The sequence below is a fragment of the Qipengyuania sp. HL-TH1 genome (assembly GCF_036365825.1).
In the GTDB taxonomy this organism is placed as follows: domain Bacteria; phylum Pseudomonadota; class Alphaproteobacteria; order Sphingomonadales; family Sphingomonadaceae; genus Qipengyuania; species Qipengyuania profunda.
The window spans coordinates 543,570-568,570 of sequence record NZ_CP142675.1; the positions used below are offsets into that span (position 1 = coordinate 543,570).

A 25,001-nucleotide genomic window follows, 5' to 3' on the forward strand; every position below is an offset into this window, starting at 1 on the left:
ATTCCGGTTTCGCTTGAAATCGAGCGGTAAAGTGCCGATATTCCCCTCACGAGCGGCGCGTATGACCGCGCCGCCAAAAGGAGTTGCATAGACATGGCCAATTGGAACGACACCGACCAGAGGCAGGGCTTCGGCTCGGTGCCGCGCGTTGGCGACGCCGTTGCCAGGCAGGAAACCTTTGATGCGGGCCTGCGCGCCCACATGCTCAAGATTTACAACTACATGGCTTCGGGCGTGTTGCTGACCGGCCTGGTCGCGCTGCTGACTGCCCGCAGTGGTCTTGCGCTGACTTTCGCCAGCGGTCCGCTGATGTGGATCGTCGCGCTCGCGCCGCTCGCCTTCGTTTTCGCGATGAGCTTCGGCGTGAACAAGTTCAGCCAGGCGACGCTGCAGCTGATGTTCTGGGCTTTCGCCACCGTCATGGGGCTGTCGCTCTCGACGATCTTCCTCCGCTATACGGGTGAAAGCATCGCTGCGACGTTCTTCGCCACTGCGGGTGCCTTCGCCGGTCTCAGCCTGTTCGGCTACACCACGAAGAAGGACCTGTCGGGCATGGGTACCTTCCTGGTGATGGGCGTCATTGGGCTGCTGATCGCAATGGTCATCAACATGTTCCTGCAGTCGAGCACGCTGGCGCTGGCCGTCAGCTTTATCGGCGTGCTGATCTTCGCCGGCCTCACCGCCTACGATACGCAGCGGCTCAAGCGCGAGTATGATTACCTGCGCGGGACGGAATTTGCCGGCAAGGCCGTGATCATGGGCGCGCTGAGCCTCTATCTCGACTTCATCAACATGTTCCTGTTCCTGCTGCGCTTCATGGGCAGCCGCGAGTAAACCACTCGTCGCACACAGGAATCGTTTGAACGTGCCCGGGGCGTAACCAGCGCCTCGGGCATTTTCTTTGCATCCGGCGAGGGCTAGGACGCGTGTCTTCATCCTCCGTCAAGGGACGGCAGCGCAGGATGAATGCCAGATTTATCGAGGAGTGCCACGCGCTATGAGTCGCGGTTCAAACATCACCATTCGCATGGCAGCCGCGGCTGCCGGGTTCGCCGTCTTGGGGGCCTGCGCCGCGCCGCCACCGCCGCCCCCGCCACCGCCGCCGCCGGCGGTCGAAGCAGTCCCGTATCGCCCACTGCCGCCGGGCCAGGCATCCTATGCCATGGCCATCCCGCCGGTGAATTCGCTGGGGCTGCGCGAAACGGTCAACCTCGGCATTTCGGACGACGAGAAGGTCTGGCACTTCCGCTCGGCCTGGAACGTCGCCGCGCTCAATTGCCTCGACCCGCAATACCAGCCGATCCTCGATGCCTATAGCAGGTACATCAAGGATCACGCCCGCCCGCTCAAGCAGGTGAACGACCGCATCGATGCCGAGTACCGGCAGGAATACGGCCGGGGCCGGCCCGCCATCATGGCGCGCGAGAGCCAGATGACGATGGTCTACAACTACTTCGCGCTGCCGCCCGCACGCTCGGACTTCTGCCGCACCGCACTGGGCATCTCGCAGCAATATCTGGCTTCCGAAAAAGTCGATCCGGCCGGCTTCGCACTGGCGAATTTCTCCGCTCTCGAAGGACCGTTCGAACGGTTCTTCGTCGCCTATGAGCAGTACCAGCGCGAATCCTCCGCATGGGATGCCCGCTATGGCGATCGCTATGGAGATTCGCAGCCGGGCTATGTCGCCGTCCAGAACGCACGTCCGTTCCAGACGCCGCAGCCGGGTGCCGATCCCGCATCGCTGAGCGCGACCCCGCTGCAGGAAACCAAGGTCATCGACCCCGATACCGGAGCGAAGATTCCGATCGTGCCGGTCGACGAAACGCGCGCCTCGGTGCCCGTCGTCCAGCCGATCCCCAACAGCGGGGACGGGGACGACAGCTCGCCGAACTAGGCAGATTGGTGCTTTTCAGGCGCGCCGCCTTTCGCTAGGTGGCGCGCCGCGCATCATGCTTGTTGGTGCGCCGCAAACCTGGAACGGGGCCGTAGCTCAGTTGGGAGAGCGCGTCGTTCGCAATGACGAGGTCAGCGGTTCGATCCCGCTCGGCTCCACCAGGTTTCACCATTTGCCCTGTACACCGGCCCCGCCTATCGCGGCGCGCATGGATTTGCAGGCAATCGTCACCGATACGTGGAATGCCCTTGCGGATGAGCGCGGGGGGGCACGCCCGCGCGTTACATTCCCGCCCTCGCGGCGGTCGATCCATGCAAGTTCGGGATCGCGCTGGCGACCGATGACGGCCAGGTCGCCAGCGCCGGCGATGCGGACGAGAAGTTCTCGATCCAGTCGATCTCCAAGGTGTTTGCACTGGCGCTAGCGCTCGAGCGCGAGGGATCGGCGCTGTGGGACGCGGTGGGCCGCGAACCGTCGGGCGATGCCTTCAACTCGATCGTGCAGCTCGAGAAGGAGAAGGGCATTCCCCGCAATCCCTTCATCAATTCGGGCGCCATCGTCACCACCGACCGTTTCATCGGCCGGCGCGGGGTGGACGAGGCGGTGCGCGACCTGATCGATCGCCTGCGGCGGATGGGCCGCAACCCACAGATCGATTTCGATCAGGATGTCGCGCGCAGCGAAAGCGAGGCGGGCGAACGCAACCGCGCGCTGGCATGGTTCCTCGCCGATTTCGGGAGGCTGCTGAACCCGGTGGAAGAGGTGCTGTCGGTCTATTTCCGCCAATGCGCGCTATCGATGAGCTGTCGGCAGCTCGCCGAAAGTGCGCTGTTCCTGGCGTTCGACGGCACCGACCCGGTGACGGGGCAGAAAATGTGCTCCGCCAGCCGCGCACGGCGCATCAATGCGCTGATGCTGCTATGCGGTCACTATGACAATTCGGGCCAGTTCGCCTTCGAAGTCGGCTTCCCGGGGAAATCGGGCGTGGGCGGGGGAATCCTCGCCAGCGTTCCGGGCCGTGCTGCAATCGCGGTCTGGTCGCCCGGGCTCAATCGCGCGGGGACGAGCCTGCTCGGCGCCAAGGCGCTGGCAGAAATTGCGCGGAGGACCGGCTGGTCGGTCTTCAGCGGGCAATTGCCCGAAATCTAGAGCGCGCCGAAGGTCCAGCCTTCGGTTTGCGCGATCCCCCGGGTCAGACCTGCGGGCGACCAGCGATTGTGATCGTGTGAGACGTGACGCAGCCACGCTGCGGTGAGCAGGGCATCGGATGAATGGTCGTCGATCGGCCCGTGGCCGCCCACTCCCGGGCTGTCCAGATGGGCCAGCGCCGCGTCGAGTTCCTCATGGCTGCGCATCTTGGCTTTCGAAGCGCCTCTCCCGCCTTCCAGCGCGGCGAGGCTGGTGTAGATTTCGACCAGTGCCGAGCCGCGTTCTGGCAGCGGGTCGATCGGCCACACCGGCAATCGCCCGCGGAGCTGGTGCAGCACCCGCATCCCCGTCAGGCTCGACTTGCCCACCTGTGCCGCGCCGACGAGGTTGAAGTTTGAATAGGGTTTGCAGCCCATCTCCGCCTGCGCGCGTTCGGTGACCCGGAAACGTCCGCGTCCATGCGCGGCGCCATCGCAGCCGAAATGCGCGCCCGTATCGCTGCCGTTGCGAAAATAGGGCGCGAACTCGGGATGATCCACAAAGCTTTGCGCGCCCAGATTGGGATCGCCAGCGCAGATATCGTCGATCAGCGCCCACAGGGACGGGGCATCGGGCAGCAGCACGTTGCGCTTGGGAAAATAGGCCCCGCAATCGGCGAAGGGCAGCGCAATGCCGAGGTCCATTCCGACGAGCGTATCGTCGGGCAGGTCCTCGCGCAGCAGCGCGAGCACATCGGCGCGCGACCAGCCGCGGCCCCGCTCGACCAGCACGGGCGGGCCGCCAGCCGCATCGGCCAGCGCCAGCGCTATGCCTTTCTGGACCGGCCCCTTGGCGCCGGACCAGTCGATTGCGAGGAAATGGTTAAACCTGCCCACGCTCGCGCCGCAGCTTGTCCCAATAGTCGAGCCGCTTCTTTACCTCGCGTTCGAACCCGCGTTCGACCGGCTGGTAATAGCTCTGCGGCTCCATCTCCTCGGGCCAGTAATCGTCGCCCGAGAAGCCCTCTTCCGCGTTGTGATCATAGCTGTAGCCCGACCCGTAGCCGATGTCCTTCATCAGCTTGGTCGGCGCGTTGAGGATGTTCTGCGGCGGCATCAGGCTGCCGGTTTCTCTCGCCGATTTGAAGGAGGCTTTCTGCGCCTTGTAGGCGGCGTTCGATTTGGGCGCGGTGGCGAGGTAGATGCAGGCCTGCACTAGCGCGAGTTCGCCTTCGGGCGAACCGAGGAATTCGAACGCGTCCTTCGCAGCCATGCATTGCACCAGCGCCTGCGGGTCCGCCATGCCGATGTCCTCGACCGCCATGCGGATCAGCCGCCGCGCGAGAAAGCGCGGTTCCTCGCCCGCGGTGAGCATGCGGGCGAAGTAATAGAGGCTCGCCTGGACGTCGCTCCCGCGCACCGCCTTGTGCAGCGCGGAGATGAGGTTGTAATGCCCCTCGCGGTCCTTATCGTAGACCGCGACGCGCCGCTGGAGGAAACGGCCCAGCGCCGCCGGGTCGAGCGGATCGGCGATCTGCGCATTGTAGAGCGTTTCGGCCTGGTTGAGCAGGAACCGCCCATCGCCATCGGCGCTGGCGACCAGCGCATCGCGCGCTTCGGGCGTGAGGGGGAGGGGCCCCTCGAGCGTCTCGCCGCGGTCGAGCAACTGGCCCAGCGCCTCGTGGTCGAGCCGCTGGAGGATCAGCACCTGCGCGCGGCTGAGCAATGCCGCATTGAGCGCAAAGCTGGGGTTTTCGGTCGTTGCGCCCACCAGCGTCACCGTGCCGCGTTCGACAAAGGGCAGGAAGCCATCCTGCTGTGCACGGTTGAAACGGTGGATCTCGTCCACGAACAGCAGCGTGCGCTGCCCCGCCTGCGCGGCCTTGTCGGCAGCGGCAAAGGCCTTCTTGAGGTCCACCACGCCGCTGAACACCGCGCTGACGCTTTCGAAGCGCATCCCCACGCTGTCGGCGAGCAGCCGTGCGATGGTGGTCTTGCCGGTGCCGGGCGGTCCCCACAGGATCATGCTCGACAGGCGGCCAGCCGCGACCATCCGCCCGATCGCGCCTTCGGGCCCGGTCAGATGGTCCTGCCCGATCACCTCGTCGAGGCTTGCGGGACGCAGCCGGTCGGCCAGCGGCGCATCCTCGCGCAGGGTGTCGGGTGCAGCTGCCTGGGGCAGGTCGTCGGGAAACAGGTCGGCCATTGGTCGGCTGACATAGGGTGTTCGCCGAGGATTTGCAGTGCCCTCTTGCAGACTCGGCTTTAAGATATATCTTAGAGCTATCGAAGATCATACGAGGATATGACAATGCACAAGGCAGACAAATGGCGCAGGATGCGCCGAATGGGCGGTTGGCCCTTCGTGGCGGCGATGATGAACGAGGCGGATTGCCGCGATGGCTTTGGCGCTTCGGCCAAGTTTGGCGGCCCCGGCTGGACGTTCGATTTCGGCCCGCGCGCGGGGTGGCCGCCGCCGCCGCCGCATGTTCGGTTCGGGTGAGCTGCGGCTCGTCCTGCTCAAGCTGCTCGCCGACGAGCCGCGCCATGGCTACGAATTGATCAAGGCGATCGAGGAACTGACCGAAGGGTCCTATGCGCCGAGCCCCGGGACGATCTATCCCACGCTCGCGCTGCTCGAGGATGAAGGCGCGATCGCGCAGGCCGCGGGCGACGAGACCCGCAAGGCCTATGAAGCCACCGCCGCCGGCCGGACCGAACTGGACGAGCGCGCCGATGAGGTCGCGGCGCTGTTCGAACGTCTGTCGGGCCATGGCGAGCATCGCCGCGCCTATGCCACGCCGGAAATGTTCCGCGCGGTCGGCAACCTCGCCAATGTGCTCAAGAACCGTGCCCGCTCGGGCAAGCTCGATGAGGAGACGGTGCAGGAAATCGTCGATCTGGTCGACGATCTTGCGAAGAAGATCGAACGGCTCTGACCCCGACCCATTTGGCGATCCGCGGGAGAAGCGTTAGGCTTCGCTCGCGGGTCTCATTTGGGGAGAGAGTTCGATGGAACAGGCAATCAAAACGCCGTGGCATTTGTGGGTCGTCGGCATCGCGACGCTGCTGTTCAATGCGATTGGCTGTTACAGCTATACGATGACGCAAACGGGAAGTCTGGCCGATTTGGGCATGACCCCCGACCAGATCGCCTATTTCGACGGCTTCCCCGCCTGGGCCGATGCGGCATGGGCGCTGGGAGTATGGGGCGCCTTCACCGGCTCGGTCCTGTTGCTGCTGCGCCGGAAATTGGCCTTGGCCGCCTTCGTCGTGGCGACCATCGGGCTGATCGCCACCACCTATTTCGAACTGGTGGTGTCCCAAATCCCCGACAGCCTCCAGAACCCCGGGCTGATGGCGGCGATCTGGATCTCGACGCTGTTTTCGGTCTGGTATTCGCGCTGGATGGGCGCGGCTGGCGTGCTGCGCTGAGGGCCTAGCCCGCAGCCCTGCGCGCTTCGAGCAGTCGCAGATAGGTATCGACCACGGCCTGGTTGATCACATCCCAGGAATAGGCGCGCGCCGCCCGCTCGCCATTGGCGCCGTGGGCGAGCCGCAGCGCATCGTCCGTGCAATAGGGCGCGAGCGCTTCGGCGCAGGCGGGGGCGAACACTTCGGGCCGGCCCGGCGCAACGAGCCGCCCGGTCTCGCCTTCTTGGACCAGGCTCGCGGCGCCGGTCGCACCTGCAGCTACCACGGGCAGCCCGCAGGCCATCGCCTCCAGCGTGACATTGCCGAAGGTTTCGGTGATCGACGGGTTGAAGAAGATGTCGCCGCTGGCGAGCGCCCGGCCAAGCTCCTTGCCGGTCTTGAACCCGGCGAAAATGCCGCCCGGCAGCGCCTTTTCGAACCAGCCGCGCGCCGGGCCGTCACCGATGACCAGCACCTTGTGCGGCACCTGCCGCTTGCGCAATTGCACGATGGTCTCGGCAAAGACGTCGAGGCCCTTCTCCATCACCAGCCGGCCGAGGAAGACGATCGCCACATCGTCATCGGCAAGGCCGTGCGTGCGGCGCCATTCGAGATCGCGCTTCGATGGGTCGAAGACCGTCCGGTCCACGCCGCGTGACCAGATCGAGATGTCGTCATGCATCTCCTGCGCCTTCAGTTCGGCGATCTGGCTTTGCGACGGCGCGACCAGCGCATCGCAGCGGCGATAGAAGCGGCGCAGGATCCCCTCGACCACCGGTTCGAGGAAGCCGAGCCCGTAATAGCGCGGATAGGTCTCGAACCGCGTGTGGACCGATGCCAGCACCGGCAAATCGCGCTCGCGCGCCCATTTGAGCGCGCCATGTGCCACCGGATCGGGGGAGGACAGATGCAGCATATTGGGCGCGAATTCCGCCAGGTCCGCGCGCACCTTGGCGTCGATCCGCAGGGGCAGGCGGTATTCGCCGCGGCCCTTCACGGGCATGCGGGCATTGGGCACATCGACGAGATCGCCCGTCGGCGGGAAGTCGGGTTCGGCCACCACCGGGGCATAGACGCGCAGCGCCGCGCCCTGGCGCAGCAGATAGTCCGCCAGCCGGTTAAGCGCCTGATTGGCCCCGTCGCGGGTATAATTGTAGTTCCCGCTGAAAAGCGCGATGCGGAGATCGGTCACATCCATTGCGCGCGGCTTTAGGGAAGTTGTCCGATGCCGTCCATCCGCAGCATGGGCCGGGCCTACGATGCTGGAAAGGCGCGCAAAACGTGCCGCCAACTCAGCCTTTCGCCCGACGGCGCCGGTCGTGTCGCAAAGGCGGTTCACCGATGCATAGCTATTTCGCATTGACTTGCTGCGGCGCAACATTAGTGCGGGCGGCGGGCCACGCGGTCCCAACGCCGCGCGAGCTCTCTGCAAGGAGAGAATACATGACTGCCGAACCTACGCTCAAACCCGAGCGCCCTTTCTTTTCGTCCGGACCGACCGCCAAGCACAAGGGCTGGTCAGCCGCCAATCTCAAAACCGAATCGCTCGGCCGCTCGCATCGCAGCGCGCTCGGCAAGTCGCGGCTGAAATATGCCATCGACTTGTCGAAGGAAATGCTCGGCGTGCCCGAGGATTACCTCGTCGGCATCATGCCCGCATCGGACACCGGCGCGCTCGAATGCGCGATGTGGACCATGCTGCGCCCCGATCGCCCGGCGACCGTCGCGGCATGGGAAAGCTTTGGTAATGTCTGGATCCAGGACGCGGTCAAGCAGCTCAAGCTGCCGCAACTGACGGTGATGGATGCCGATTACGGTGAAATTCCAGACCTCGCGAGCATCCCGCAGGACAACGACGTCGTCTTCACCTGGAACGGCACCACTTCGGGCGCCAAGATTCCGAACACCGACTGGCTGGCGCCGGGCCGCGAAGGCGTGACGATCAACGATGCCACCAGTGCTGTTTTCGCGATGGAGATGGACTGGTCCAAGCTCGATGCCACGACCTACAGCTGGCAGAAGGTGATGGGCAGCGAAGCGCAGCACGGCATGCTCATCCTCAGCCCCAAGGCGGTGCAGCGGATCGAGGAATACGATCCCGAATGGCCGCTGCCCAAGCTCTTCCGCCTCAAGAAGGGCGGGAAGATCAACACCGGCATTTTCGAGGGCGCGACGATCAACACGCCCTCGCTGCTGGCGACCGAGGACTATATCGACGCGCTCGAATGGGCGCAGGCGATGGGCGGGCGCAAGGCGATGTTCGAACGCGCGGATGCCAATGCCAGGATCGTGCTCGACTGGATCGAGGCAACCCCCTGGCTGCGCAACATGGTCGCCGATCCGGCCAAGCGCACCAACACCGGCGTGTGCTTTGTCTTCCAGGGCGAGTGGTATGACAGCCTGCCCGACGACGAGAAGGCAGCGGTGCCGAAGAAGATCGTCAAGCTGCTCGAAGATCGCGACGTCGGTTACGACTTCAACGGCTATCGCGACGCCCCGCCGTCCTTGCGCATCTGGTGCGGCGGCACGGTCGAGCAGGAAGATCTGAAACGCCTGCTGCCGTGGATCGAGTGGGCCTACGAGCAGGTGAAAGCGGCATAATTGGCGTCGTCCCAGCGAAAGCTGGGACCGCTATCCGCTCGCTCCGACCAAATCGAAAGCGATCCCAGCTTTCGCTGGGATGACGAGAGAAAAATCATGAACAAACCCAAAGTCCTTATTTCGGACAAGATGGACCCGAACGCCGCCCGCATTTTCGAAGAGCGCGGTTGCGACGTCGACGTGAAGCCGGGCATGACGCCCGACGAACTCAAGGCGGTGATCGGCCAGTACGATGGCCTTGCCATCCGCAGCGCGACCAAGGTCACGTCCGAAATCCTCGACGCTGCCGAAAACCTCAAGGTGATCGGCCGTGCGGGCATCGGCGTCGACAATGTCGATATCCCCTACGCCAGCGGCAAGGGTGTGGTGGTGATGAACACGCCGTTCGGCAATTCGATCACCACGGCCGAACACGCCATTGCGATGATGTTCGCACTGGCACGGCAGATCCCCGCCGCCAATGTCCGCACGCAGGCGGGCGAATGGCCCAAGAACGACTTCATGGGCGTCGAAGTGACGGGCAAGACGCTGGGCCTGATTGGCGCGGGCAATATCGGCAGCATCGTCGCCAGCCGCGCGCTGGGCCTGCGCATGAAGGTCGTCGCCTACGATCCCTTCCTGACCGAGGAACGCGCGGTCGAAATCGGGGTCGAGAAAGCCGATCTCGACACGCTGCTGGCCAAGGCCGATTTCATCACGCTGCACACGCCGCTGACCGACGAGACGCGCAATATCCTGTCGGCGGCAAACCTCGCCAAGGCCAAGCAGGGCGTGCGGATCGTCAATTGCGCGCGCGGCGGCCTGATCGACGAGGCGGCGCTGGCCGACGCACTCGACAGCGGGCAGGTTGCCGGGGCCGCGCTCGACGTGTTCCAGAGCGAGCCTGCCAAGGACAGCCCGCTGTTCGGCAAGCCCAACTTCGTGTGCACGCCGCACCTCGGTGCCAGCACCACCGAAGCGCAGGTCAATGTCGCGCTGCAGGTGGCCGAACAGATGGCGGATTATCTCGTCAGCGGCGGCGTCACCAATGCGCTCAACATGCCCAGCCTCAGCGCCGAGGAAGCGCCCAAGCTGCGCCCCTATATGGGTCTGGCCGAAGACCTCGGCAGCCTCGTGGGCCAGCTGGCGCATGGCAATCTGACCAAGATCTCGATCGAGCGCGAAGGCGCGGCAGCCGAACTGTCGGGCAAGCCGATCGAAGGCGCGGTGCTGGCCGGGCTGATGCGCCAGTATTCGGACACGGTGAACATGGTCAACGCGCCCTATCTGGCGAAGGAGCGCGGGCTCGACATCCGTTCGATCCGGCACGAGAAGGAAGGCGTCTACAACACGCTGATCCGCGTGACGGTGGGCACCGACCAGGGCGACCGGTCGGTGGCGGGTACGCTGTTCGGGGCCGATGCCCCGCGGCTGGTCGAGCTGTTCGGCGTGCAGAATCGAGGCCGAACTCGAAGGCCACATGCTCTATATCGTCAACGAAGACGCACCCGGTTTCATCGGCCGGATCGGTTCGTTGCTCGGGCAGGCGGGTATCAATATCGGCACCTTCCACCTCGGTCGCCGCCAGGCCGGGGGCGAGGCCACCGTGCTGCTCAGCGTCGACGCGCCGATCCCGCCCGAGGTGGTCGAGCAGGCCTGCGCGCTCGAAGGCGTCAAGGTCGTGATGCCACTGGCATTCTGACAAACGATAGGGCAGGGGGCGCGGCGCGATGACCAATCAAGACGACCTCCTGCCCATCGGCCTCGAAGACGCGCTGCCGGCGCGCGCGCGCGCGATCACCACTGCCAAGCGCGCGATGCTCGATGCGATGGACAGCCATGGCTACGATCGCGTGCGTCCGCCGCTGGTCGAATTCGAACACTCGCTGGCAGGCCGGATGGATGGCGTCGCGACGCGCCGCATGGTGCGCTTCACAGACCCCGAAAGCCTGCGCACGCTGGCGCTACGCAGCGACATGACCGTTCAGGTCGGGCGCATTGCCGCCACCGGCATGGCCGCTGCACCGCGTCCGCTGCGTCTATGCTATGCCGGCGATATCGCGCTGCTGAGTGCGGACCAGCTCGACCCGGCGCGCCAGCGACTGCAAGTGGGGGCCGAACTGATCGGCACCGACAGTGTTGCCGCTGCCAGCGAAATGGTCTCGGTCGCGATCGCGGCGCTCAAGGCGGCGGGGGTGGCCAGTATCTCGGTCGATTTCACGCTGCCCGACCTGGTCGATACGCTGGCCGAAGACACGCTGCCGCTCGATCCCGAACGCCGCGCCGCGGTTCGCCGCGAGCTCGATACAAAGGACGCCGGCGGTCTGCGCGACGCAGGCGGTGAGGCCTACCTCCCGCTGCTGTATGCCACCGGCCCGTTCGATCAGGCGATCGACACGCTGGCGAAGATCGATGTGGACGGCGCGCTGGGCAGCCGGATCACCGGCTTGCGCGAAATTGCCGCGACCATCGGCGACCGTGCGCGGGTCACGCTCGACCCGACCGAGCGGCACGGGTTCGAATACCAGAGCTGGTTCGGCTTCACGCTCTATGGCGAGGGCGCGCGCGGCGCGCTGGGCCGTGGGGGGACCTATACGATCAAGGGCAGCGACGAACCCGCGACCGGGTTCTCGCTCTATATGGATCCGCTGCTCGATGCCTTGGGCGGACCCGAGGCCGATGAGCGCGAGATCCTGTTCCTGCCGCTGGGCCACGACCGCGATGTCGGCGCACGCCTGCGGGCGATCGGCTGGCGGACCGTGGCAGCGGTGTCGGACAGCGATGATGCGCGCGCGCTCGGCTGCTCGCATGTGCTCGACGGGACCGAGCCCAAACCGCTCTAGGCCGCCACCCATTGCGGGTGCTTGGCCATGATCCCGGCGAAGAGGTCGGAATCGATCAGGCCTGCGAGCCAGATCTGAAGGTGCGGCAGCGCCTGACTATCGAACCATTCACGATCCGCATTGGCGAACTGGCGGATGAAGGGAAAGATCGCGATATCGGCAAAGCCGCGCGTCTCGCCCCGCAGATAGGCTGACCGGGAAAGCCGCTCGTCCAGCGTGCGCAGTATCTCCAGCGCCGCCGCGCGATGCTGCGCCGGATCGACATCGTCGTAACGGGTAGCGTATTTGTAGCGGTCGAGATGGTGTTTGAACGGCCCGTCATTGGTTTCGACCAACTCCGGATCGTCGCGCTCGAGCCAGCCTTCGGGGTCGCTGCGCCCCAGCGCCCAGCGCATGATGTCGCGGCTTTCCTCGATCACCTCGCCCGGTCCGGCGACCAGCACCGGCACCGTGCCCTTGGGCGACACCTCGAGCATTTCCGGCGGCTTGTCGCGCAGGACGACCTCGCGGTGTTCGTAGGATGCCCCGCCGATCCGCAGCGCCATGCGTGCACGCATCGCATAGGGACAGCGGCGAAAGCTGTAGAGGATCGGTTCAGCCATCGCGCCCAGCTTCGCCGCGCCGCCCGATGTGTTCTTCGCCGCGTTCGCGTGCGAGCCGCGCCTGCCGGTTGCGCTCGGCATAACGCGCGCGCTGCTCGTCGCTGCGCTCGTCATGACAACGCGGGCAGGACACGCCTTCGCTGAAGTGGGCATGCGCCATGTCGGCTTCGCTCAGCGGCCTGCGACACGCGCGGCACAGGCCGTGGGTGCCCGCCGCCAGTCCGTGGCCGACGCTGACCCGTTCGTCGAAAACGAAGCATTCGCCGCGCCACAGGCTGTCCTGCTCGGGCACGTGTTCGAGATAATTCAGGATGCCGCCCTTGAGGTGATAGACCTCGTCCACCCCCTCGGCGCGCGCGAAAGCGGTCGATTTCTCGCAGCGAATCCCGCCGGTGCAGAACATGGCAATCCTGGGCTTGCGCCCCTCGGCTTCCAGTTCGGCGCGCTTGGCGCGAAACCATTCGGGAAATTCGCCGAAGCTGGTGGTTTGCGGGTCGATCGCGCCTGCAAAGGTGCCGATCTGCACTTCGTAATCGTTGCGCGTGTCGATCACGATCGTTTCCGGGTCGGAGATCAGCGCGTTCCAGTCCTCGGGCGCGACATAGGTGCCAACGCCTGCCAGCGGATCGAGATCGGGCTGGCCCATGGTCACGATCTCTTTCTTCAGCCGGACCTTGGTGCGGTTGAAGGGCATGGTGGCGGCGCGCGATTCCTTCACCTCGATCGCGCCGCAGCCGGGCAGCATGCGGATATGCGCGATCACCGCGGCGATTCCCTCGCCGCTGCCGGCGATGGTCCCGTTGATGCCCTCTTTCGCCAGCAACAGCGTCCCGCGCACCGCATTGCTTTCGCACGCGGCGAGCAAGGGCGCACGCAGCGCGGACGGGTCTTCGAACCGCGCGAACTGATAGAGCGCGGCGATGCGGATCGGGGGCTTGGACATCACCGCGTCCCGTTAGCAGGGCTTGGCCGTGCAGGCACCCCCGCCGATCAGTCGATCTCCAGAACCACGCTTGTATCGACCAGCCTGACATCGCTCGTCATGCGTAGGTAGCGTTCGTAATAGGGCTTGTGCGAGACGCCGACGATGGCGAGCACGCGGCGCTCGTCGCCGATCACCTGGCGCAAATTCGCGACCATGCGCAGATTGCGGGTCTCCCAATACGCGAGATATTTGCGCCCCGCATTGCCCGGCAGCGTTGACCCTGCCGCAGCGCCAAAATCGCTCTTCATCGCCAGCCGCGCCTGTTCCTCAGTATTAAGGCTGCGGTACCATTCGAGCACCGAAAGCGTGCCGCCTTCCAACTGCTCCTGCCATTTCTGATAGGCCGCCAGCCGCTCGGCACTGGCGGGATTGTCCCAGATCTGGCGCATCTGCGTGCCGAAGGTCTCTTCGTCGATCGGATGCCCCGCGATGTCGCCGGTGTGATCGTCCACCGGATAGACCCGCTCATGGCCGAGCCGGGCGGCCAGCCTCGCGGCGATCAGGCTGGATTCGTTCAGGCGTGCCATCCGTTTCGCTAGCGTCTGGACAAGCTCGGTGGTGAGCGCGTGGTCCGCAATTCGGTCGGCTTCGGGTAGGCGGAGCCATTGGACCAGCGCCGAGTTCGGATCGCCAATCGCCAGGAATAGCGCGGCCAGCCGCCGCCGCTGCGATGCCGAGCGCTCGGTTGCCCCCTCGCCAAGCAGTTCACCGATCTCGCGGTGCGCCTGCGCTGCACTCATGCCCAGCGCCTCGCGTGCCGGTGTGGGATCGGGGCAATAATTCTCCGCGGTGTCGGCATAGGAATGCACATAAGCGCGCAGGAAATCGCACTGCGGTCCATCAAGGTTCTCGATCGCGATTGCATCCGGCTGCCAGTCCACGAGGCGTCCCAGCAGGGGGTCGAAGCGGACGGTATCGAAATTCTCTGGAAGCGAACTGAGATGCGCGCTGCCCAACACCAGCACTTCGCTCAGATCGCCGCGATCGCGCGCCGCGTGGTCGACGATGGACACCGGATCGTTCGCCTCGCTCGTCATCGGCGCCGAGGGCATCGTCGCGGCGAGCAGGGTGGCAAGAAAAATGGACATGACATTCTCCCGAAATCGCCGCAGGAGGTGTCATGTCCATATAATACAGTCAAGTAAGTCGGGTTCGATCCTCTAGCGGCGATCAGCCTTCGAAATCGCCCGGATCGGGTCCGATCCGGCCTTCGGGATCGTCGAGCGCGTCGATGCGGGCCATCTGGTCGTCCGTGAGGGTAAACTTGAGCGCAGCGAAATTGGCTTCGATGTGGTCGCGGCTCGATGCCTTGGGGATCGGGCACAGGCGATGCTGCATGTGCCAGCGCAGGATTACGGCGCTGGCGGGCTGGCCGGTTTCCTCGGCGATCGCGGCGATGGTCTCGTTCTCGATCCCCGCGCCCTGGCCCAGCGGCGACCAGCACTGCGTGACGATGCCGAGTTCCTCGTGCAGCTTGCGCAGTTCGCGCTGCTGGAAGGTGGGGTGCAGTTCGATCTGGTTGAGCGCGGGCGTCACGCCGGTTTCGTCGATGATCCGGCGCAGGTCCTGCTCGCGGAAGTTCGACACGCCGATCGACTTCGCCTTGCCTTCGCCGCGCAGTTCGATGAACGCTTTCCACGTCTCCACGAACAGGTCCTTTTCGGGGCAGGGCCAGTGGATCAGCAGCATGTCGACATGGTCGCGGCCGAGCCGTTCGAGGCATTTGTCGGCGGCCTTCTTGGTTCGCTCGAAGCCCTGACTTTCGTTCCAGATCTTGGTCTGCAGGAAAATGTCGGACCAGTCGCCGACGCCTTTGCCGACCCCGCGCTCGTTCTGGTAGATCGCCGCGGTGTCGACCAGCCAGTAGCCGACATCGAGCGCGGTCTTGACCGCTTCGGGTGCATCGCCCTCGTCGATCTTGTAGGTGCCGAAGCCCAGTTGCGGGAGTTGGCGGCCGTCATTGAGCGCGAGAGTGGGATAATCGGTCATAAGATCTCCTTTGCCGTACCAACGGATTTGCGCCGCCATGTTTCCGGCAAAGCGCCTTGCCCCGTGCCTTAGATCAGCCTAACGCCCGCGGCGTTTGATTTCCTTACATTTGCGAGAACTATCGAATGGCCAACGTCACCGTGATCGGCGCCCAATGGGGCGATGAGGGCAAGGGCAAGATCGTCGACTGGCTGGCCAGCCGCGCCGATGCCGTGGTGCGCTTCCAGGGCGGCCACAATGCGGGCCACACGCTGGTCATCGACGGCACCACCTACAAGCTCTCGCTTCTGCCCAGCGGTATCGTTTCGGGCACGCTCAGCGTGATCGGCAATGGCGTGGTGCTCGACCCGTGGGCGCTCAAGGCCGAGATCGAGAAGCTCGAAGCGCAGGGCGTCACCATCAATGACGACAACCTCGCGGTGGCCGACAATTGCTCGCTGATCCTGCCGATCCACCGCGATCTCGACGGGCTGCGCGAAGCGGCCGCCGGATCGGGCAAGATCGGCACAACCGGGCGCGGTATCGGTCCGGCCTACGAGGACAAGGTCGGCCGCCGCGCAATCCGCGTGTGCGATCTGGCCCATCTGGATCATCTCGAACCGCAGCTCGACCGACTGTGCGCGCATCACGACGCGCTGCGCGCCGGGTTCGAGCAGGACCCGGTCGACCGCGAGCAATTGCTCGCCGAACTGCGCGAGATTGCGCCCTTCGTGCTCAAATATGCGCAGCCGGTGTGGAAGCGGCTGAAGAAGGTCCGCAAGGCGGGCGCCAAGATCCTGTTCGAAGGCGCGCAGGGCGTCCTGCTCGATATCGATCACGGGACCTACCCCTTCGTCACCAGCTCGAACACGGTCAGCGGCACCGCCGCGGCAGGCAGCGGGTTGGGGCCCAATGCCACCGGCTTCGTGCTCGGCATCGTCAAGGCCTACACCACCCGCGTCGGCAGCGGCCCGTTCCCGACCGAGCTCGACGACGAGGTGGGCAAGGGCATTGGCGAGCGCGGCCATGAATTCGGCACCGTCACCGGGCGTCAGCGCCGGGTCGGCTGGTTCGATGCCGTGCTGGTGCGCCAGACCTGCGCCATCAGCGGCGTGACCGGGATCGCGCTGACCAAGATCGACGTGCTCGACGGGCTCGACGAGGTGAAGATCTGCACCGGCTACCGGTTGCGGAACAATGTCTATGACTATTTCCCCAGCCATGCCGCCGACCAGGCCGCGGTCGAACCGATCTACGAAAGCATGGAAGGCTGGCACGAATCGACCGCGGGTGCGCGCAGCTATGCCGACCTGCCCGCCAATGCCGTGAAGTACATCCAGCGCGTGCAGGAGCTGATCGAAACGCCGGTCGCGCTGGTGTCGACCAGTCCCGAGCGCGACGATACGATCCTGATGCGCGATCCGTTTATGGATTGATGAGAAATCTGCGCTATGGTGGCGGCACCATGCGCATTCTCGCCGTCTTCCTCGCCGCCCTGTCTTGCGCCGCTGCGCTGCCGGTACCGACAGCGCATGCGCAGCAGGCGCGGCCGGGTGAGCGGGCCGATTTCGTCCTGATCGACAAGTCCGAGCGCAAGCTGTGGGTCTATCAGGGCGGGCGGGCGATCCGCACCTATTCGGGCCTGCAATATGGCGATGCGCCGCAGGGCCACAAACGCTTCCAGGGGGACGAGCGCACGCCCGAGGGGCGCTATACGATCACCTATGGCAACGAGCAGTCGAGCTATTACCTCAGCCTGCACATCGATTATCCCAATGCGCAGGACCGCGCCTATGCGCGATCGCGCGGGCGGTCGCCGGGCGGGCTGATCTTCCTCCACGGCCAGCCCAACGGCCTGCCCTATGAAACGCGGATACCGGGGGACTGGACCGATGGCTGCATCGCGCTGTCGAATGCCGAGATCGCCGAGTTGTGGAGCCTGATCCCCGACGGCACGCCGATCGAGATCCGCCCCTAGCCGCGCTTGTCAGCGAGCAGCGCGACCTGCAGCTGGAGCCGCTTCACTTCCGCCAGCAGCGTCAGCATGTTCATGCGTGCGAACATCCATTCCTTGAGGAAGCCCTGCATCACCAGCAGCGCGATACAGGTGAGGCCCCAGCCGACCAGTTCCTCCATGCTGGCGAAAGTCAGCGCGCGGTAGAAGGAATAGGCGAGCGCCACGCCGATCATGATCGCGATGGCAAAGCTGAGCTTGGCCCAGCCGCCGAGCGGGCCGCGCATGCTGTCGCCGATCTGCTGGAACATTCCGCGGTCGGGATCGAGCGCGGCGAGGAAAGCCTCGTCATCCGCGTCAAGCGCGCCGCGGATACGGGTGTCGATATCGGTCATGTTTCGTCTCCGGACAGGGCCGCTTTCAATTTGCGGCGGGCATGAAAGAGGCGCGTCTTGACGGTACCCGGCGGCACCGCCTGCACCTCGGCGATTTCGGCGAGGGTCAGCCCCTCGACGAAGAACAATTGCGCGGCGAGCCGCTGTTCCCCCGGTAGCGCAGCAAAAGCCTGGCGAATGGCCAGCGCGTCATCCGCCGCGGCGGGGAGCGCGGGCTCGTCCTCGCTTTCGCCCCGGCGGGCGCGGTCCGCCTGCGCCTGCCGGATCCGGTCGGCGCAGCGCCGGCGCAGGATGCCAAAGGCCCAGGGGGCAAACCGCGACGGGTCACGCAGCCCTGCGATATTGCGCAGGATCGACAGCCACGCCTCCTGCACCGCGACCAGCGCCGCCTCTTCATCGCCCAGCAACCGGCGTGCGGTTCTTGCCAGACGCGGCTGCCAGCGGATCGCCAGCCGTTCGCCCGCGCGCCGGTCACCCGACTGCACCAGCGTGACGAGCAATTCGTCATACAGCCGCCCGGCATCGGGCGATGAGGCTTCGATAGCTGCCATGACCCGATAGTCGCAGCAGGGTGGGGAATGGTTCAATCACGAACGGGAATTTTGCCCGCCTTCTTGACGTGATCCACATTTGTTCTCATCCTGTTCCTGTATTCGAGCAAACGGAGGACGAGTCGATGGAGGCGGATTTCCAATATGAGCCGGTGCGCGATGCCGCCGGGTGCCAGTTGGCGGTGACCGTGCTCGCCGACCGCGCGCATATCCGCGCCGAAATGCGCGAGGATGCCGCCGCGGCAGGGTTCCGGATACGCGAATGCTGCAGTCTCGAGGAATATGCGCAGGGGCCGCTTGGTGCGCTGGGCGATCTCGTGCTGGTCGATTGCGCGGAAGCGAGCGCGGATGCGTTGGCACTGCTGTCGCGGCTGGACATGCGTGGGGGCAAGGCAGGCGCGCAGCTTGTGGTGTCCACCACCATGGGCGCGCTCGACAGCGTGTTCGGCTGTTTCTCGATGTCGGCACCGCAGATCCTCGTCGATCCGGGCCGCGCCGAACGCATCATCGCCATCGGCCGCGTGCTCGCGCGGGTGCCCAATCTGCGCTTGCGCGAAATGGGCGAGGAAGACCGGCTGATGCTGCTCCGCCTGACCGAACAGGTTGGGCAGATCGCCGAACGGCTCGAGCAATTGTCCCCCGGCCAGCGCGAAGGCGGCGGCGCGTTCCGCTTCGAATCGCCCGCACCTGCGTGGCGCGGTGAAGGGGAGGACTATGAAGTCGCGCGAGACGGGAGCGATCGCCCGCGTCTTCCCGAGGCCGCGGTGCTGCGCAAGCTGATCAAGGCGCGCCAGTTGCGCGTGCGCTTTCTGGACGCTCAGCTGTTTGCCGATCCGGCGTGGGATATCCTGCTCGATCTCGCCGCCGCGCGGGCCGAGCGGCAGCAGGTCTGCGTCACCTCGTTATGTATCGCCGCGGGCGTTCCCGCGACCACCGCCCTGCGCTGGATCGGGCAGATGGTCGATGCCGATCTGCTGGTGCGCGTATCCGATCCGCATGACCGCCGCCGCGCCTATATCGCGCTGGCGGACAGAACTGCCGATGCGCTGGCGCGTTATTTCGCGGCAGTCGGCGCGACCGAACTCGCGGTCGTCTAGCCGCGCCGCAGCAGGACTGTCAGCCCGCTCGCGGGTGGCTCTGCGGGAAGCGGCTGGCGCACCGCATCGGCGCGCGCACGGACCAGTACCGCTTCGACAATTGCGGGATCGTGCAGCACCGTATCCGCCTGGCCCAGCGCGCGAGCCTGCCGGATGGTCAGGTCTTCGGGATCGTCGCTGGTGAGCGTGAAGTCGAGCACGCGTGTCTCTTCTGTGGCTGTCTTGCCATCGAGCCATGTCTCGACTGCGTCCGCGCTGCCGGGTGCGAAGGGATCGAGCGCGCCGCCTTCCTGCAGCGCCGCGTCGATCGCGCGCCGCCTGGTGTCGCCATCGGGATACCGCCCGCGAATGCGCTCGCGCGCCGCGCTCAGCGTGCTGGCCAGCGCGCCCAGCGATTGCGGCAGGATCGCTTCGAGCCGCAGCCGCAAATGCTTCGCCAGTCCGGCGGAGGCACCACCCGTGCTCACCGCCACCAGCACCGGATCGCGGTCGAGCAGGCTGGGCAGGGTGAAATCGCACAATTCGGGCCGGTCGGCGACATTGACCAGCAGGCCCGCGCGCTTGAGCCGCAATGCCGCGGCCTCGGCCGCCCGGGGGTTGTCCAGCGCCACGAAAGCGAGCGCGGCGTGATGCGCTTCGGTTTCGGCGCAGGGAATTCCGCCCGCGCGTTCGACCAGCCGCGCCTTGGCGCCGGCCATGTCGCCATCGCCGACCACCACGACGCGTCGCCCGGCGATCCGGTGGAACAGCGGCAGGCTATGCATCGCGGTACCGCATCAATCGAGCCATTCGGGCACGCGTTCGGCATCCATGATCGCGCTGGCGGCGATCCGGTCGGCGACCACGGCATAGCGATCGCCATCGACCAGCGTTTCGGCCACGAAGCCGCGCGAATTGTAGGACGAGGCCATGGTTGCGCCATAGGCCCCGGCCGTGCGGAACACCGCCAGATCGCCCGCCACCAGCGCATCGCAATCGCGGTCCATCGCAAAGGTATCGCCCGTTTCGCAGATTGGCCCGACGATATGCGCGGTCATGCGCTCGCCGCTGGGTTCGACCGCGTCGAAATCATGCCACGCGCCATACATGGCGGGCCGCGCAAGGTCGTTCATCGCCGCATCGACGACCACGAAGGGCGGGCCGTTGCCGCTGCGCTTGGCGCGGATCACGCGGGTCAGCAGCACGCCCGCATTGCCCGCGATCACGCGGCCCGGCTCGAACATCAGGCGCACGTCCCAATCCTTCGTGACGCGCGCGACCATAGCGCCATATTCGGCCGGGGAGGGGAGTTCCTCGCCCGCCTTGTAGGGTACGCCCAGCCCGCCGCCGAGATCGGCATGGGTGACGGTGCAGCCGCGCGCGCGCAATTCAGCGATCAGCGCCCCGACCTTGCCGAAGGCGGTCTCGAGCGGCTCGAGCGTCGACAGCTGGCTGCCGATATGCACCGCCACGCCGCGCATATCGAGGCCGTCTTCTTCGGCCAGCCGGGCATAGATCTCCGCCGCCCGGTCGAGCGGTACGCCGAACTTGTTCTCGCGCTTGCCGGTCGAGATTTTCTCATGCGTGCGCGCATCGACATCGGGATTGACGCGCAGCGCGCAGGCGGCGCGCTTGCCATGCCGTGCGGCGATGGCAGCCAGCTCGTAGCCCTCTTCCTCGCTCTCGATGTTGAACTGGCCGATGCCCACCTCGAGCCCCTGCAGCAGCTCGGCATGGGTCTTGCCCACGCCCGAGAAGACGATGTCCTCGGGCTTCATCCCCGCGGCCAGCGCGCGGGTCAGCTCGCCGCCCGACACCACGTCGGCGCCATAGCCTTCATTGGCGAGTATCTTGAGCACCGCGAGGTTGGGATTGGATTTCACTGCGAAGGCGATATGCGGGTCCTTGAGCGCGCCCAGCGCCTCGCGGAACACGCGCGCATGCCGTTCCAGCGTGGCACGCGAATAGATATAGACCGGCGTCCCGACCTCTTCGGCAATGTGTGGCAGTGGCACGCCCTCGGCATGCAATACGCCGTCTCTCAGCTCAAAATGATCCATGGGCACCGCCTCTGCCCAAAGCCCCGCTGCATGTCGAGCAAGGCTTGCTTGCGGCGTTGAAATTACTCGGGCGGAAGCTCGAAGGGATCATCCTCGCGCTCTTCCGAACGCGTGCGCAGTTCCACGCTGCGGTCGGGCGCCGCGGTGGGTTCGACCGCGAGCAATTCGTCCGCCGTCGGCTGCACCGCCGCGCCATAGGGCGCAGGCGGCAGGGCGGCCCCCTCGACCGGCTGCAGCGCGGATTTCTGCCCGCAGGCGCCGAGCATCACGAAAGCGGCAAGGGCGATCCGTTTGCGCATCAAACCTCCATGCCGAGACGCTGTTTCGCCGCGGCTACCTGCTGTCTTACGCGAACCGGCGCGGTCCCGCCATAGGATGCACGCGCGGCGACCGAGGCATCGACCGACAGCGCATCGAACACGCGCGCATCGATACGGCTGTCGATTTTCTGCAGATCGTCAATCGACAAGCCGTCGAGCGCCACGCCCTGCTCGTCCGCCAGCTTGACCGCGGCGCCGGTGATATGGTGCGCCTCGCGGAAGGGGATATCCGCCTGCCGCACCAGCCAGTCGGCCAGATCGGTCGCGGTGGCGTGGCCCGCTTCGGCGGCCTTGCGCATGCGTGCGGTCTCGAACCCGCTATCGGCGACCATGCCCGCCATCGCGGCAAGGCTCAGATCGATCAGGCCCGCGGCCTCGAACACCGGCGGCTTGTCGTCCTGCATGTCCTTCGAATAGGCGAGCGGCAGGCCTTTCATCGTCACCATCAGCGCGGTGGCGCAGCCGATCACGCGGCCCGCATGCCCGCGCACCAGTTCGGCGGCATCGGGATTGCGCTTTTGCGGCATGATCGAGCTGCCGGTCGACAGCGTATCGGGCAGTTTGACGAAGCCGAAGGGCTGGCTGGCCCAGATGATGAATTCCTCCGCCAGACGGCTGAGGTGGAGCGCGCACTGGCTCGCGGCCATGAGGTAATCGAGCGCGAAATCCCGGTCCGACACGGCATCGAGGCTGTTGCGCGTGGGCTGCGCGAAGTCGAGCGCCTCGGCGGTCATCTCGCGGTCGAGGTCGAAGCCGGTCCCCGCCAGTGCAGCCGAGCCCAGCGGGCATTCGTTCATCCGCGCCAGCGCATCGGTAAAGCGCGAACGGTCGCGCATCAGCATTTCGAAATAGGCCAGCAGGTGATGGCCCAGCGTGACCGGCTGCGCGGTCTGCAAATGCGTGAAGCCGGGCATGATGCTGTCGGCATGCTCTTCCGCGCGCGTCACGAGCGCCCCCAGCACCGCTTCGATCCCGGCGATGGCGCGCTGGTTGGCGGTGCGCACCCACATGCGGAAATCGGTCGCCACCTGGTCGTTGCGGCTGCGCGCGGTGTGCAGCCGCCCCGCGACCGCGCCGACGATCTCGGTCAGCCGCGCTTCGACGGTCATGTGGATGTCTTCGAGATCCCAGTCCTCGGGGACGCCATCGCGTTCGTATTCCCCCGCGATCTGCTGCAGACCGCTGTCGATCGTTGCGGCATCTTCAGGCGAGACGATGCCCTGCTTGGCCAGCATTGCGACATGCGCACGGCTGCCCGCGATATCCTCGCGCCACAGCGCCTTGTCGAACGGAATCGAGGCGTTGATTTCGCGCATGATCGCGCTAGGCCCTTCGGCGAACCTGCCGCCCCACATGCTGTTGGAGCTTTTCGTGTCCCGATTGTCGTTCACGCTTGCACTTGTCCTCGGTCTTGCTGTCGCGGGCTGCGATAGGGGCGCACCCGGTGCGGTGCAAGAAAGCAGCGCTTCATCCGCGCCAACCGTCCAGATCGACCCGAGCGAGGCGGGCACGCCCATGCCCGCGATGACGGTGAGTGATCCGACGGGACGCACGCTCGATCTCGCCGCGCTGCGCGGGACGCCGGTGCTGCTCAATCTGTGGGCCACATGGTGCGCGCCCTGCGTCAAGGAAATGCCGCTGCTCGACGCGCTGGCCAGCGAATATGACGGCCGCCTCAGGGTGCTGACGGTGAGCCAGGACATGCAGGGCGCCGCGGTGGTCGAACCCTTTTTCGCTACCGGCGGCTATGCCCGGCTCGAACCGTGGATGGATCCGGACAACGAACTCGGCTTCACGCTCGGCGGCGGGGTGATGCCGACCACCGTGCTCTACGATGCGGCGGGGGAGGAAGTCTGGCGCGTGCAGGGCGAGTACGACTGGTCGGGCGAAGAAGCCCGCGCCGCCATCGACGCGGCAATCGCGGGATGATTGGGAATTATAGCTCTAAGGGGAGCAAAATGAGGGTTGCACTGAGTTTAGCGGGGCTGTTGATGCTAACCGCATGCGGGGCGTTCGACCAGTTTGCAGAGGCGAAAGAGGTCGCAGCGCAGAACATGAAGGACCCAGCGAGTGTCCAGTTTCGCAACCTTCGCCATTGTCCGGAAAGCCGTGAGATCGTCGTTGGCGAGCGCAACGGTAAGAATTCCTTTGGCGCCTACGAGGGCTTTGAGGATTTTTGGGTCAAGCGCCGACAGGTCTATACGGTAGGTTCGTCAAGCAACGATGAGTTCATCGCCCTCATGGCCGAATGCGTCGGCATGACGGTCGATGAGTTCCAATCGGGAATGCGGGCGGATATGCGCTAATCCGCTTTTTGGTTCCTTTTAGGAAACAATTTAGAGCGGGCAACGCTCGCTGCTTTTCTATTCGAGATCTGGACTGTCTGCCTCGGAATACGCTCGAAGAGCTTAGTCTTCTGCATTGCAAGACATGGTGGGCGCTGACGGGCTCGAACCGCCGACCCTCTCGGTGTAAACGAGATGCTCTACCAACTGAGCTAAGCGCCCCCCTGTCCATCGGGGTGGAAGCGCACATAGCGGCTGTTCCTTGAAAATCAATTGCCGAGAATGCCGCGTGGCCGCTATTCGCCCCGCCCATGACCAAGCTTACCGTCCTCGCCACCGGCGGCACGATTGCCGGGATCGCCGGTTCCGCCATCGCGCATGACTATCGGTCGGGCGAGATCGGGATCGAGGATTATCTTGAAAAGGTCGGCGGGCTGGGGCTCGAGGCCGAATTGTCGGGCACGCAGATCGCCAATATCGATTCGGCCGACATCGGGCCAGCGGTGTGGCAGGCCTTGCATGCCGCCGCGATGGCCGCGCTTAGCAACCCGGAATGCGACGGGATCATCGTCACCCACGGCACCGATACGCTGGAAGAAACCGCTTTCCTGCTCGACCTGACGCTGCCGGGGAACAAGCCCGTGGTGGTGGTCGGCGCGATGCGGCCCGCCGATGCGGTCGGCTATGACGGGCTGCGCAATTTCGCCAATGCGGTGCGGGTGGCGAGCGATCCCGATGCCGCGGGGCGCGGGGTGCTGGTGGTGATGGGCGACCGCGTGTTCGGCGCGCGCGATGTTTACAAGGTCCGTACCCGCGGGACCGAGGCGTTTCGCGGTTTCCCGCGCGAGATCGGTCGGACTGGTCACGCCCGCTTCGCTCGAATGGTTCGGCGCGCCCTGGCGCAGCGGGACCGACGCGGCCTTCGCCTGGTCCGATGAGCTACCAGA

At 65.6% G+C, this 25,001-nt stretch carries 26 protein-coding genes, 2 tRNA genes and 2 pseudogenes; 16 read left to right on the forward strand and 14 right to left on the reverse strand.

Features of this window, described 5'->3' with window-relative positions:
• Window positions 1-93 precede the first annotated feature (93 nt).
• From VWN43_RS03140 to VWN43_RS03155, 4 genes and pseudogenes are all read left to right on the forward strand, one after another.
• Window positions 94-834 (forward strand): Bax inhibitor-1/YccA family protein, encoded by a 741-nt coding sequence (locus VWN43_RS03140; protein WP_320180699.1) that lies wholly within the window; start codon window positions 94-96, stop codon window positions 832-834.
• Window positions 835-997: 163 nt separating this feature from the next.
• Complete coding sequence (locus VWN43_RS03145) at window positions 998-1,894, forward strand: hypothetical protein (protein WP_330768107.1); 897 nt, start codon at window positions 998-1,000, stop codon at window positions 1,892-1,894.
• Between the two features lie 85 nt (window positions 1,895-1,979).
• Window positions 1,980-2,055, forward strand: a tRNA-Ala gene (locus VWN43_RS03150).
• Window positions 2,056-2,102: 47 nt separating this feature from the next.
• Window positions 2,103-3,043: pseudogene (locus VWN43_RS03155) on the forward strand (glutaminase).
• Here the strand turns inward: VWN43_RS03155 and VWN43_RS03160 are convergent.
• On the reverse strand, window positions 3,040-3,918 hold the full coding sequence (locus VWN43_RS03160) for a hypothetical protein (RefSeq protein WP_320180697.1): 879 nt from the start codon (window positions 3,916-3,918) through the stop codon (window positions 3,040-3,042). The pseudogene VWN43_RS03155 and the gene VWN43_RS03160 sit on opposite strands and share 4 nt — an antisense overlap.
• Complete coding sequence (locus VWN43_RS03165; RefSeq protein WP_320180696.1) at window positions 3,905-5,227, reverse strand: replication-associated recombination protein A; 1,323 nt, start codon at window positions 5,225-5,227, stop codon at window positions 3,905-3,907. Before VWN43_RS03165 ends, VWN43_RS03160 begins: the two co-directional genes overlap by 14 nt.
• Before the next feature lie 105 nt (window positions 5,228-5,332).
• Here VWN43_RS03165 and VWN43_RS03170 point away from each other — a divergent pair, with 105 nt between their 5' ends.
• From VWN43_RS03170 to VWN43_RS03180, 3 genes are all read left to right on the forward strand, one after another.
• Window positions 5,333-5,524: a hypothetical protein gene (locus VWN43_RS03170; protein WP_330768108.1), complete on the forward strand. Its 192-nt coding sequence runs from the start codon at window positions 5,333-5,335 to the stop codon at window positions 5,522-5,524.
• On the forward strand, window positions 5,508-5,960 hold the full coding sequence (locus VWN43_RS03175; protein WP_330768109.1) for a PadR family transcriptional regulator: 453 nt from the start codon (window positions 5,508-5,510) through the stop codon (window positions 5,958-5,960). Before VWN43_RS03170 ends, VWN43_RS03175 begins: the two co-directional genes overlap by 17 nt.
• A gap of 73 nt (window positions 5,961-6,033) precedes the next feature.
• A complete protein-coding gene (locus VWN43_RS03180; protein WP_320180694.1) occupies window positions 6,034-6,456 on the forward strand; it encodes a hypothetical protein in 423 nt (140 codons plus the stop codon).
• Between the two features lie 4 nt (window positions 6,457-6,460).
• Here VWN43_RS03180 and VWN43_RS03185 read toward each other — a convergent pair whose 3' ends face one another.
• Window positions 6,461-7,633 (reverse strand): glycosyltransferase family 4 protein, encoded by a 1,173-nt coding sequence (locus tag VWN43_RS03185; RefSeq protein WP_320180693.1) that lies wholly within the window; start codon window positions 7,631-7,633, stop codon window positions 6,461-6,463.
• A 245-nt stretch (window positions 7,634-7,878) separates the two neighbouring features.
• On the opposite strand from VWN43_RS03185, the gene VWN43_RS03190 reads away from it, so the two are divergent.
• The 3 genes and pseudogenes from VWN43_RS03190 to VWN43_RS03200 all read left to right on the forward strand — a co-directional run bounded on the left by VWN43_RS03190 (window position 7,879) and on the right by VWN43_RS03200 (window position 11,858).
• Window positions 7,879-9,036: a phosphoserine transaminase gene (locus VWN43_RS03190; RefSeq protein WP_320180692.1), complete on the forward strand. Its 1,158-nt coding sequence runs from the start codon at window positions 7,879-7,881 to the stop codon at window positions 9,034-9,036.
• 96 nt (window positions 9,037-9,132) lie between these two features.
• Window positions 9,133-10,717 (forward strand): annotated as a pseudogene (gene serA / locus VWN43_RS03195) (phosphoglycerate dehydrogenase).
• 28 nt (window positions 10,718-10,745) lie between these two features.
• Window positions 10,746-11,858, forward strand: coding sequence for an ATP phosphoribosyltransferase regulatory subunit (locus tag VWN43_RS03200; RefSeq protein WP_320180690.1), 1,113 nt, complete (start codon window positions 10,746-10,748; stop codon window positions 11,856-11,858).
• Here VWN43_RS03200 and VWN43_RS03205 read toward each other — a convergent pair.
• The 4 genes from VWN43_RS03205 to VWN43_RS03220 all read right to left on the reverse strand — a co-directional run bounded on the left by VWN43_RS03205 (window position 11,855) and on the right by VWN43_RS03220 (window position 15,434).
• Window positions 11,855-12,460 carry a glutathione S-transferase gene (locus VWN43_RS03205; RefSeq protein WP_320180689.1) on the reverse strand — a complete coding sequence of 202 codons (606 nt, stop codon included), beginning with the start codon at window positions 12,458-12,460 and terminating at the stop codon, window positions 11,855-11,857. The two genes, VWN43_RS03200 and VWN43_RS03205, sit on opposite strands and share 4 nt — an antisense overlap.
• Window positions 12,453-13,403 (reverse strand): oxygen-dependent tRNA uridine(34) hydroxylase TrhO, encoded by a 951-nt coding sequence (gene trhO / locus VWN43_RS03210; RefSeq protein WP_320180688.1) that lies wholly within the window; start codon window positions 13,401-13,403, stop codon window positions 12,453-12,455. The genes VWN43_RS03205 and trhO overlap by 8 nt, the downstream gene beginning before the upstream one ends.
• A gap of 47 nt (window positions 13,404-13,450) precedes the next feature.
• Window positions 13,451-14,533 carry a DUF5694 domain-containing protein gene (locus VWN43_RS03215; protein WP_320180687.1) on the reverse strand — a complete coding sequence of 361 codons (1,083 nt, stop codon included), beginning with the start codon at window positions 14,531-14,533 and terminating at the stop codon, window positions 13,451-13,453.
• 82 nt (window positions 14,534-14,615) lie between these two features.
• Window positions 14,616-15,434: an aldo/keto reductase gene (locus tag VWN43_RS03220; RefSeq protein WP_320180686.1), complete on the reverse strand. Its 819-nt coding sequence runs from the start codon at window positions 15,432-15,434 to the stop codon at window positions 14,616-14,618.
• A gap of 125 nt (window positions 15,435-15,559) precedes the next feature.
• Between VWN43_RS03220 and VWN43_RS03225 the strand changes: the two genes are divergently transcribed.
• Together VWN43_RS03225 and VWN43_RS03230 are read left to right on the forward strand one after the other, a co-directional pair.
• Complete coding sequence (locus tag VWN43_RS03225) at window positions 15,560-16,849, forward strand: adenylosuccinate synthase (protein WP_320180685.1); 1,290 nt, start codon at window positions 15,560-15,562, stop codon at window positions 16,847-16,849.
• On the forward strand, window positions 16,849-17,391 hold the full coding sequence (locus VWN43_RS03230; RefSeq protein WP_320180684.1) for a L,D-transpeptidase family protein: 543 nt from the start codon (window positions 16,849-16,851) through the stop codon (window positions 17,389-17,391). Before VWN43_RS03225 ends, VWN43_RS03230 begins: the two co-directional genes overlap by 1 nt.
• Here VWN43_RS03230 and VWN43_RS03235 read toward each other — a convergent pair.
• Together VWN43_RS03235 and VWN43_RS03240 are read right to left on the reverse strand one after the other, a co-directional pair.
• Window positions 17,388-17,762, reverse strand: a complete 375-nt coding sequence (locus tag VWN43_RS03235; protein WP_320180683.1) for a DUF6768 family protein — start codon at window positions 17,760-17,762, stop codon at window positions 17,388-17,390. The two genes, VWN43_RS03230 and VWN43_RS03235, sit on opposite strands and share 4 nt — an antisense overlap.
• Window positions 17,759-18,313, reverse strand: a complete 555-nt coding sequence (locus tag VWN43_RS03240; RefSeq protein ID WP_320180682.1) for an RNA polymerase sigma factor — start codon at window positions 18,311-18,313, stop codon at window positions 17,759-17,761. Before VWN43_RS03240 ends, VWN43_RS03235 begins: the two co-directional genes overlap by 4 nt.
• A gap of 125 nt (window positions 18,314-18,438) precedes the next feature.
• Here VWN43_RS03240 and VWN43_RS03245 point away from each other — a divergent pair, with 125 nt between their 5' ends.
• On the forward strand, window positions 18,439-19,410 hold the full coding sequence (locus VWN43_RS03245) for a MarR family winged helix-turn-helix transcriptional regulator (protein WP_320180681.1): 972 nt from the start codon (window positions 18,439-18,441) through the stop codon (window positions 19,408-19,410).
• Here VWN43_RS03245 and VWN43_RS03250 read toward each other — a convergent pair.
• From VWN43_RS03250 to argH, 4 genes are all read right to left on the reverse strand, one after another.
• The gene (locus VWN43_RS03250; protein WP_320180680.1) at window positions 19,407-20,174 is read right to left on the reverse strand and encodes a precorrin-2 dehydrogenase/sirohydrochlorin ferrochelatase family protein; all 768 of its coding nucleotides are present in this window, start codon (window positions 20,172-20,174) and stop codon (window positions 19,407-19,409) included. The two genes, VWN43_RS03245 and VWN43_RS03250, sit on opposite strands and share 4 nt — an antisense overlap.
• A 12-nt stretch (window positions 20,175-20,186) precedes the next feature.
• Window positions 20,187-21,449: a diaminopimelate decarboxylase gene (gene lysA / locus VWN43_RS03255; RefSeq protein ID WP_320180679.1), complete on the reverse strand. Its 1,263-nt coding sequence runs from the start codon at window positions 21,447-21,449 to the stop codon at window positions 20,187-20,189.
• Window positions 21,450-21,511: 62 nt separating this feature from the next.
• Window positions 21,512-21,748 carry a hypothetical protein gene (locus VWN43_RS03260; RefSeq protein WP_320180678.1) on the reverse strand — a complete coding sequence of 79 codons (237 nt, stop codon included), beginning with the start codon at window positions 21,746-21,748 and terminating at the stop codon, window positions 21,512-21,514.
• The gene (gene argH / locus VWN43_RS03265) at window positions 21,748-23,085 is read right to left on the reverse strand and encodes an argininosuccinate lyase (protein WP_320180677.1); all 1,338 of its coding nucleotides are present in this window, start codon (window positions 23,083-23,085) and stop codon (window positions 21,748-21,750) included. The genes VWN43_RS03260 and argH overlap by 1 nt, the downstream gene beginning before the upstream one ends.
• Window positions 23,086-23,122: 37 nt before the next feature.
• Here argH and VWN43_RS03270 point away from each other — a divergent pair, with 37 nt between their 5' ends.
• Together VWN43_RS03270 and VWN43_RS03275 are read left to right on the forward strand one after the other, a co-directional pair.
• Window positions 23,123-23,698 (forward strand): TlpA family protein disulfide reductase, encoded by a 576-nt coding sequence (locus tag VWN43_RS03270; RefSeq protein ID WP_320180676.1) that lies wholly within the window; start codon window positions 23,123-23,125, stop codon window positions 23,696-23,698.
• Window positions 23,699-23,727: 29 nt separating this feature from the next.
• Window positions 23,728-24,075, forward strand: a complete 348-nt coding sequence (locus tag VWN43_RS03275) for a hypothetical protein (protein ID WP_320180675.1) — start codon at window positions 23,728-23,730, stop codon at window positions 24,073-24,075.
• 125 nt (window positions 24,076-24,200) lie between these two features.
• Here the strand turns inward: VWN43_RS03275 and VWN43_RS03280 are convergent.
• A tRNA-Val gene (locus VWN43_RS03280) sits at window positions 24,201-24,276 on the reverse strand.
• Between the two features lie 89 nt (window positions 24,277-24,365).
• Here VWN43_RS03280 and VWN43_RS03285 point away from each other — a divergent pair.
• Window positions 24,366-24,992 carry an asparaginase domain-containing protein gene (locus VWN43_RS03285; RefSeq protein WP_330768110.1) on the forward strand — a complete coding sequence of 209 codons (627 nt, stop codon included), beginning with the start codon at window positions 24,366-24,368 and terminating at the stop codon, window positions 24,990-24,992.
• The last annotated feature ends 9 nt before the right edge of the window (window positions 24,993-25,001 follow it).

What these genes read in the sequence shown, in the direction of transcription:
- VWN43_RS03140 (WP_320180699.1), top strand. Translation starts at nt 94, where the DNA reads ATGGCCAATTGGAACGACACCGACCAGAGGCAGGGCTTCGGCTCGGTG.
- VWN43_RS03145 (WP_330768107.1), top strand. Translation starts at nt 998, where the DNA reads ATGAGTCGCGGTTCAAACATCACCATTCGCATGGCAGCCGCGGCTGCC.
- VWN43_RS03165 (WP_320180696.1), bottom strand. Translation starts at nt 5,227, where the DNA reads ATGGCCGACCTGTTTCCCGACGACCTGCCCCAGGCAGCTGCACCCGAC.
- VWN43_RS03170 (WP_330768108.1), top strand. Translation starts at nt 5,333, where the DNA reads ATGCACAAGGCAGACAAATGGCGCAGGATGCGCCGAATGGGCGGTTGG.
- VWN43_RS03175 (WP_330768109.1), top strand. Translation starts at nt 5,508, where the DNA reads ATGTTCGGTTCGGGTGAGCTGCGGCTCGTCCTGCTCAAGCTGCTCGCC.
- VWN43_RS03180 (WP_320180694.1), top strand. Translation starts at nt 6,034, where the DNA reads ATGGAACAGGCAATCAAAACGCCGTGGCATTTGTGGGTCGTCGGCATC.
- VWN43_RS03185 (WP_320180693.1), bottom strand. Translation starts at nt 7,633, where the DNA reads ATGGATGTGACCGATCTCCGCATCGCGCTTTTCAGCGGGAACTACAAT.
- VWN43_RS03190 (WP_320180692.1), top strand. Translation starts at nt 7,879, where the DNA reads ATGACTGCCGAACCTACGCTCAAACCCGAGCGCCCTTTCTTTTCGTCC.
- VWN43_RS03200 (WP_320180690.1), top strand. Translation starts at nt 10,746, where the DNA reads ATGACCAATCAAGACGACCTCCTGCCCATCGGCCTCGAAGACGCGCTG.
- VWN43_RS03205 (WP_320180689.1), bottom strand. Translation starts at nt 12,460, where the DNA reads ATGGCTGAACCGATCCTCTACAGCTTTCGCCGCTGTCCCTATGCGATG.
- trhO (WP_320180688.1), bottom strand. Translation starts at nt 13,403, where the DNA reads ATGTCCAAGCCCCCGATCCGCATCGCCGCGCTCTATCAGTTCGCGCGG.
- VWN43_RS03215 (WP_320180687.1), bottom strand. Translation starts at nt 14,533, where the DNA reads ATGTCCATTTTTCTTGCCACCCTGCTCGCCGCGACGATGCCCTCGGCG.
- VWN43_RS03220 (WP_320180686.1), bottom strand. Translation starts at nt 15,434, where the DNA reads ATGACCGATTATCCCACTCTCGCGCTCAATGACGGCCGCCAACTCCCG.
- VWN43_RS03225 (WP_320180685.1), top strand. Translation starts at nt 15,560, where the DNA reads ATGGCCAACGTCACCGTGATCGGCGCCCAATGGGGCGATGAGGGCAAG.
- VWN43_RS03230 (WP_320180684.1), top strand. Translation starts at nt 16,849, where the DNA reads ATGAGAAATCTGCGCTATGGTGGCGGCACCATGCGCATTCTCGCCGTC.
- VWN43_RS03235 (WP_320180683.1), bottom strand. Translation starts at nt 17,762, where the DNA reads ATGACCGATATCGACACCCGTATCCGCGGCGCGCTTGACGCGGATGAC.
- VWN43_RS03240 (WP_320180682.1), bottom strand. Translation starts at nt 18,313, where the DNA reads ATGGCAGCTATCGAAGCCTCATCGCCCGATGCCGGGCGGCTGTATGAC.
- VWN43_RS03245 (WP_320180681.1), top strand. Translation starts at nt 18,439, where the DNA reads ATGGAGGCGGATTTCCAATATGAGCCGGTGCGCGATGCCGCCGGGTGC.
- VWN43_RS03250 (WP_320180680.1), bottom strand. Translation starts at nt 20,174, where the DNA reads ATGCATAGCCTGCCGCTGTTCCACCGGATCGCCGGGCGACGCGTCGTG.
- lysA (WP_320180679.1), bottom strand. Translation starts at nt 21,449, where the DNA reads ATGGATCATTTTGAGCTGAGAGACGGCGTATTGCATGCCGAGGGCGTG.
- VWN43_RS03260 (WP_320180678.1), bottom strand. Translation starts at nt 21,748, where the DNA reads ATGCGCAAACGGATCGCCCTTGCCGCTTTCGTGATGCTCGGCGCCTGC.
- argH (WP_320180677.1), bottom strand. Translation starts at nt 23,085, where the DNA reads ATGCGCGAAATCAACGCCTCGATTCCGTTCGACAAGGCGCTGTGGCGC.
- VWN43_RS03270 (WP_320180676.1), top strand. Translation starts at nt 23,123, where the DNA reads ATGCTGTTGGAGCTTTTCGTGTCCCGATTGTCGTTCACGCTTGCACTT.
- VWN43_RS03275 (WP_320180675.1), top strand. Translation starts at nt 23,728, where the DNA reads ATGAGGGTTGCACTGAGTTTAGCGGGGCTGTTGATGCTAACCGCATGC.
- VWN43_RS03285 (WP_330768110.1), top strand. Translation starts at nt 24,366, where the DNA reads ATGACCAAGCTTACCGTCCTCGCCACCGGCGGCACGATTGCCGGGATC.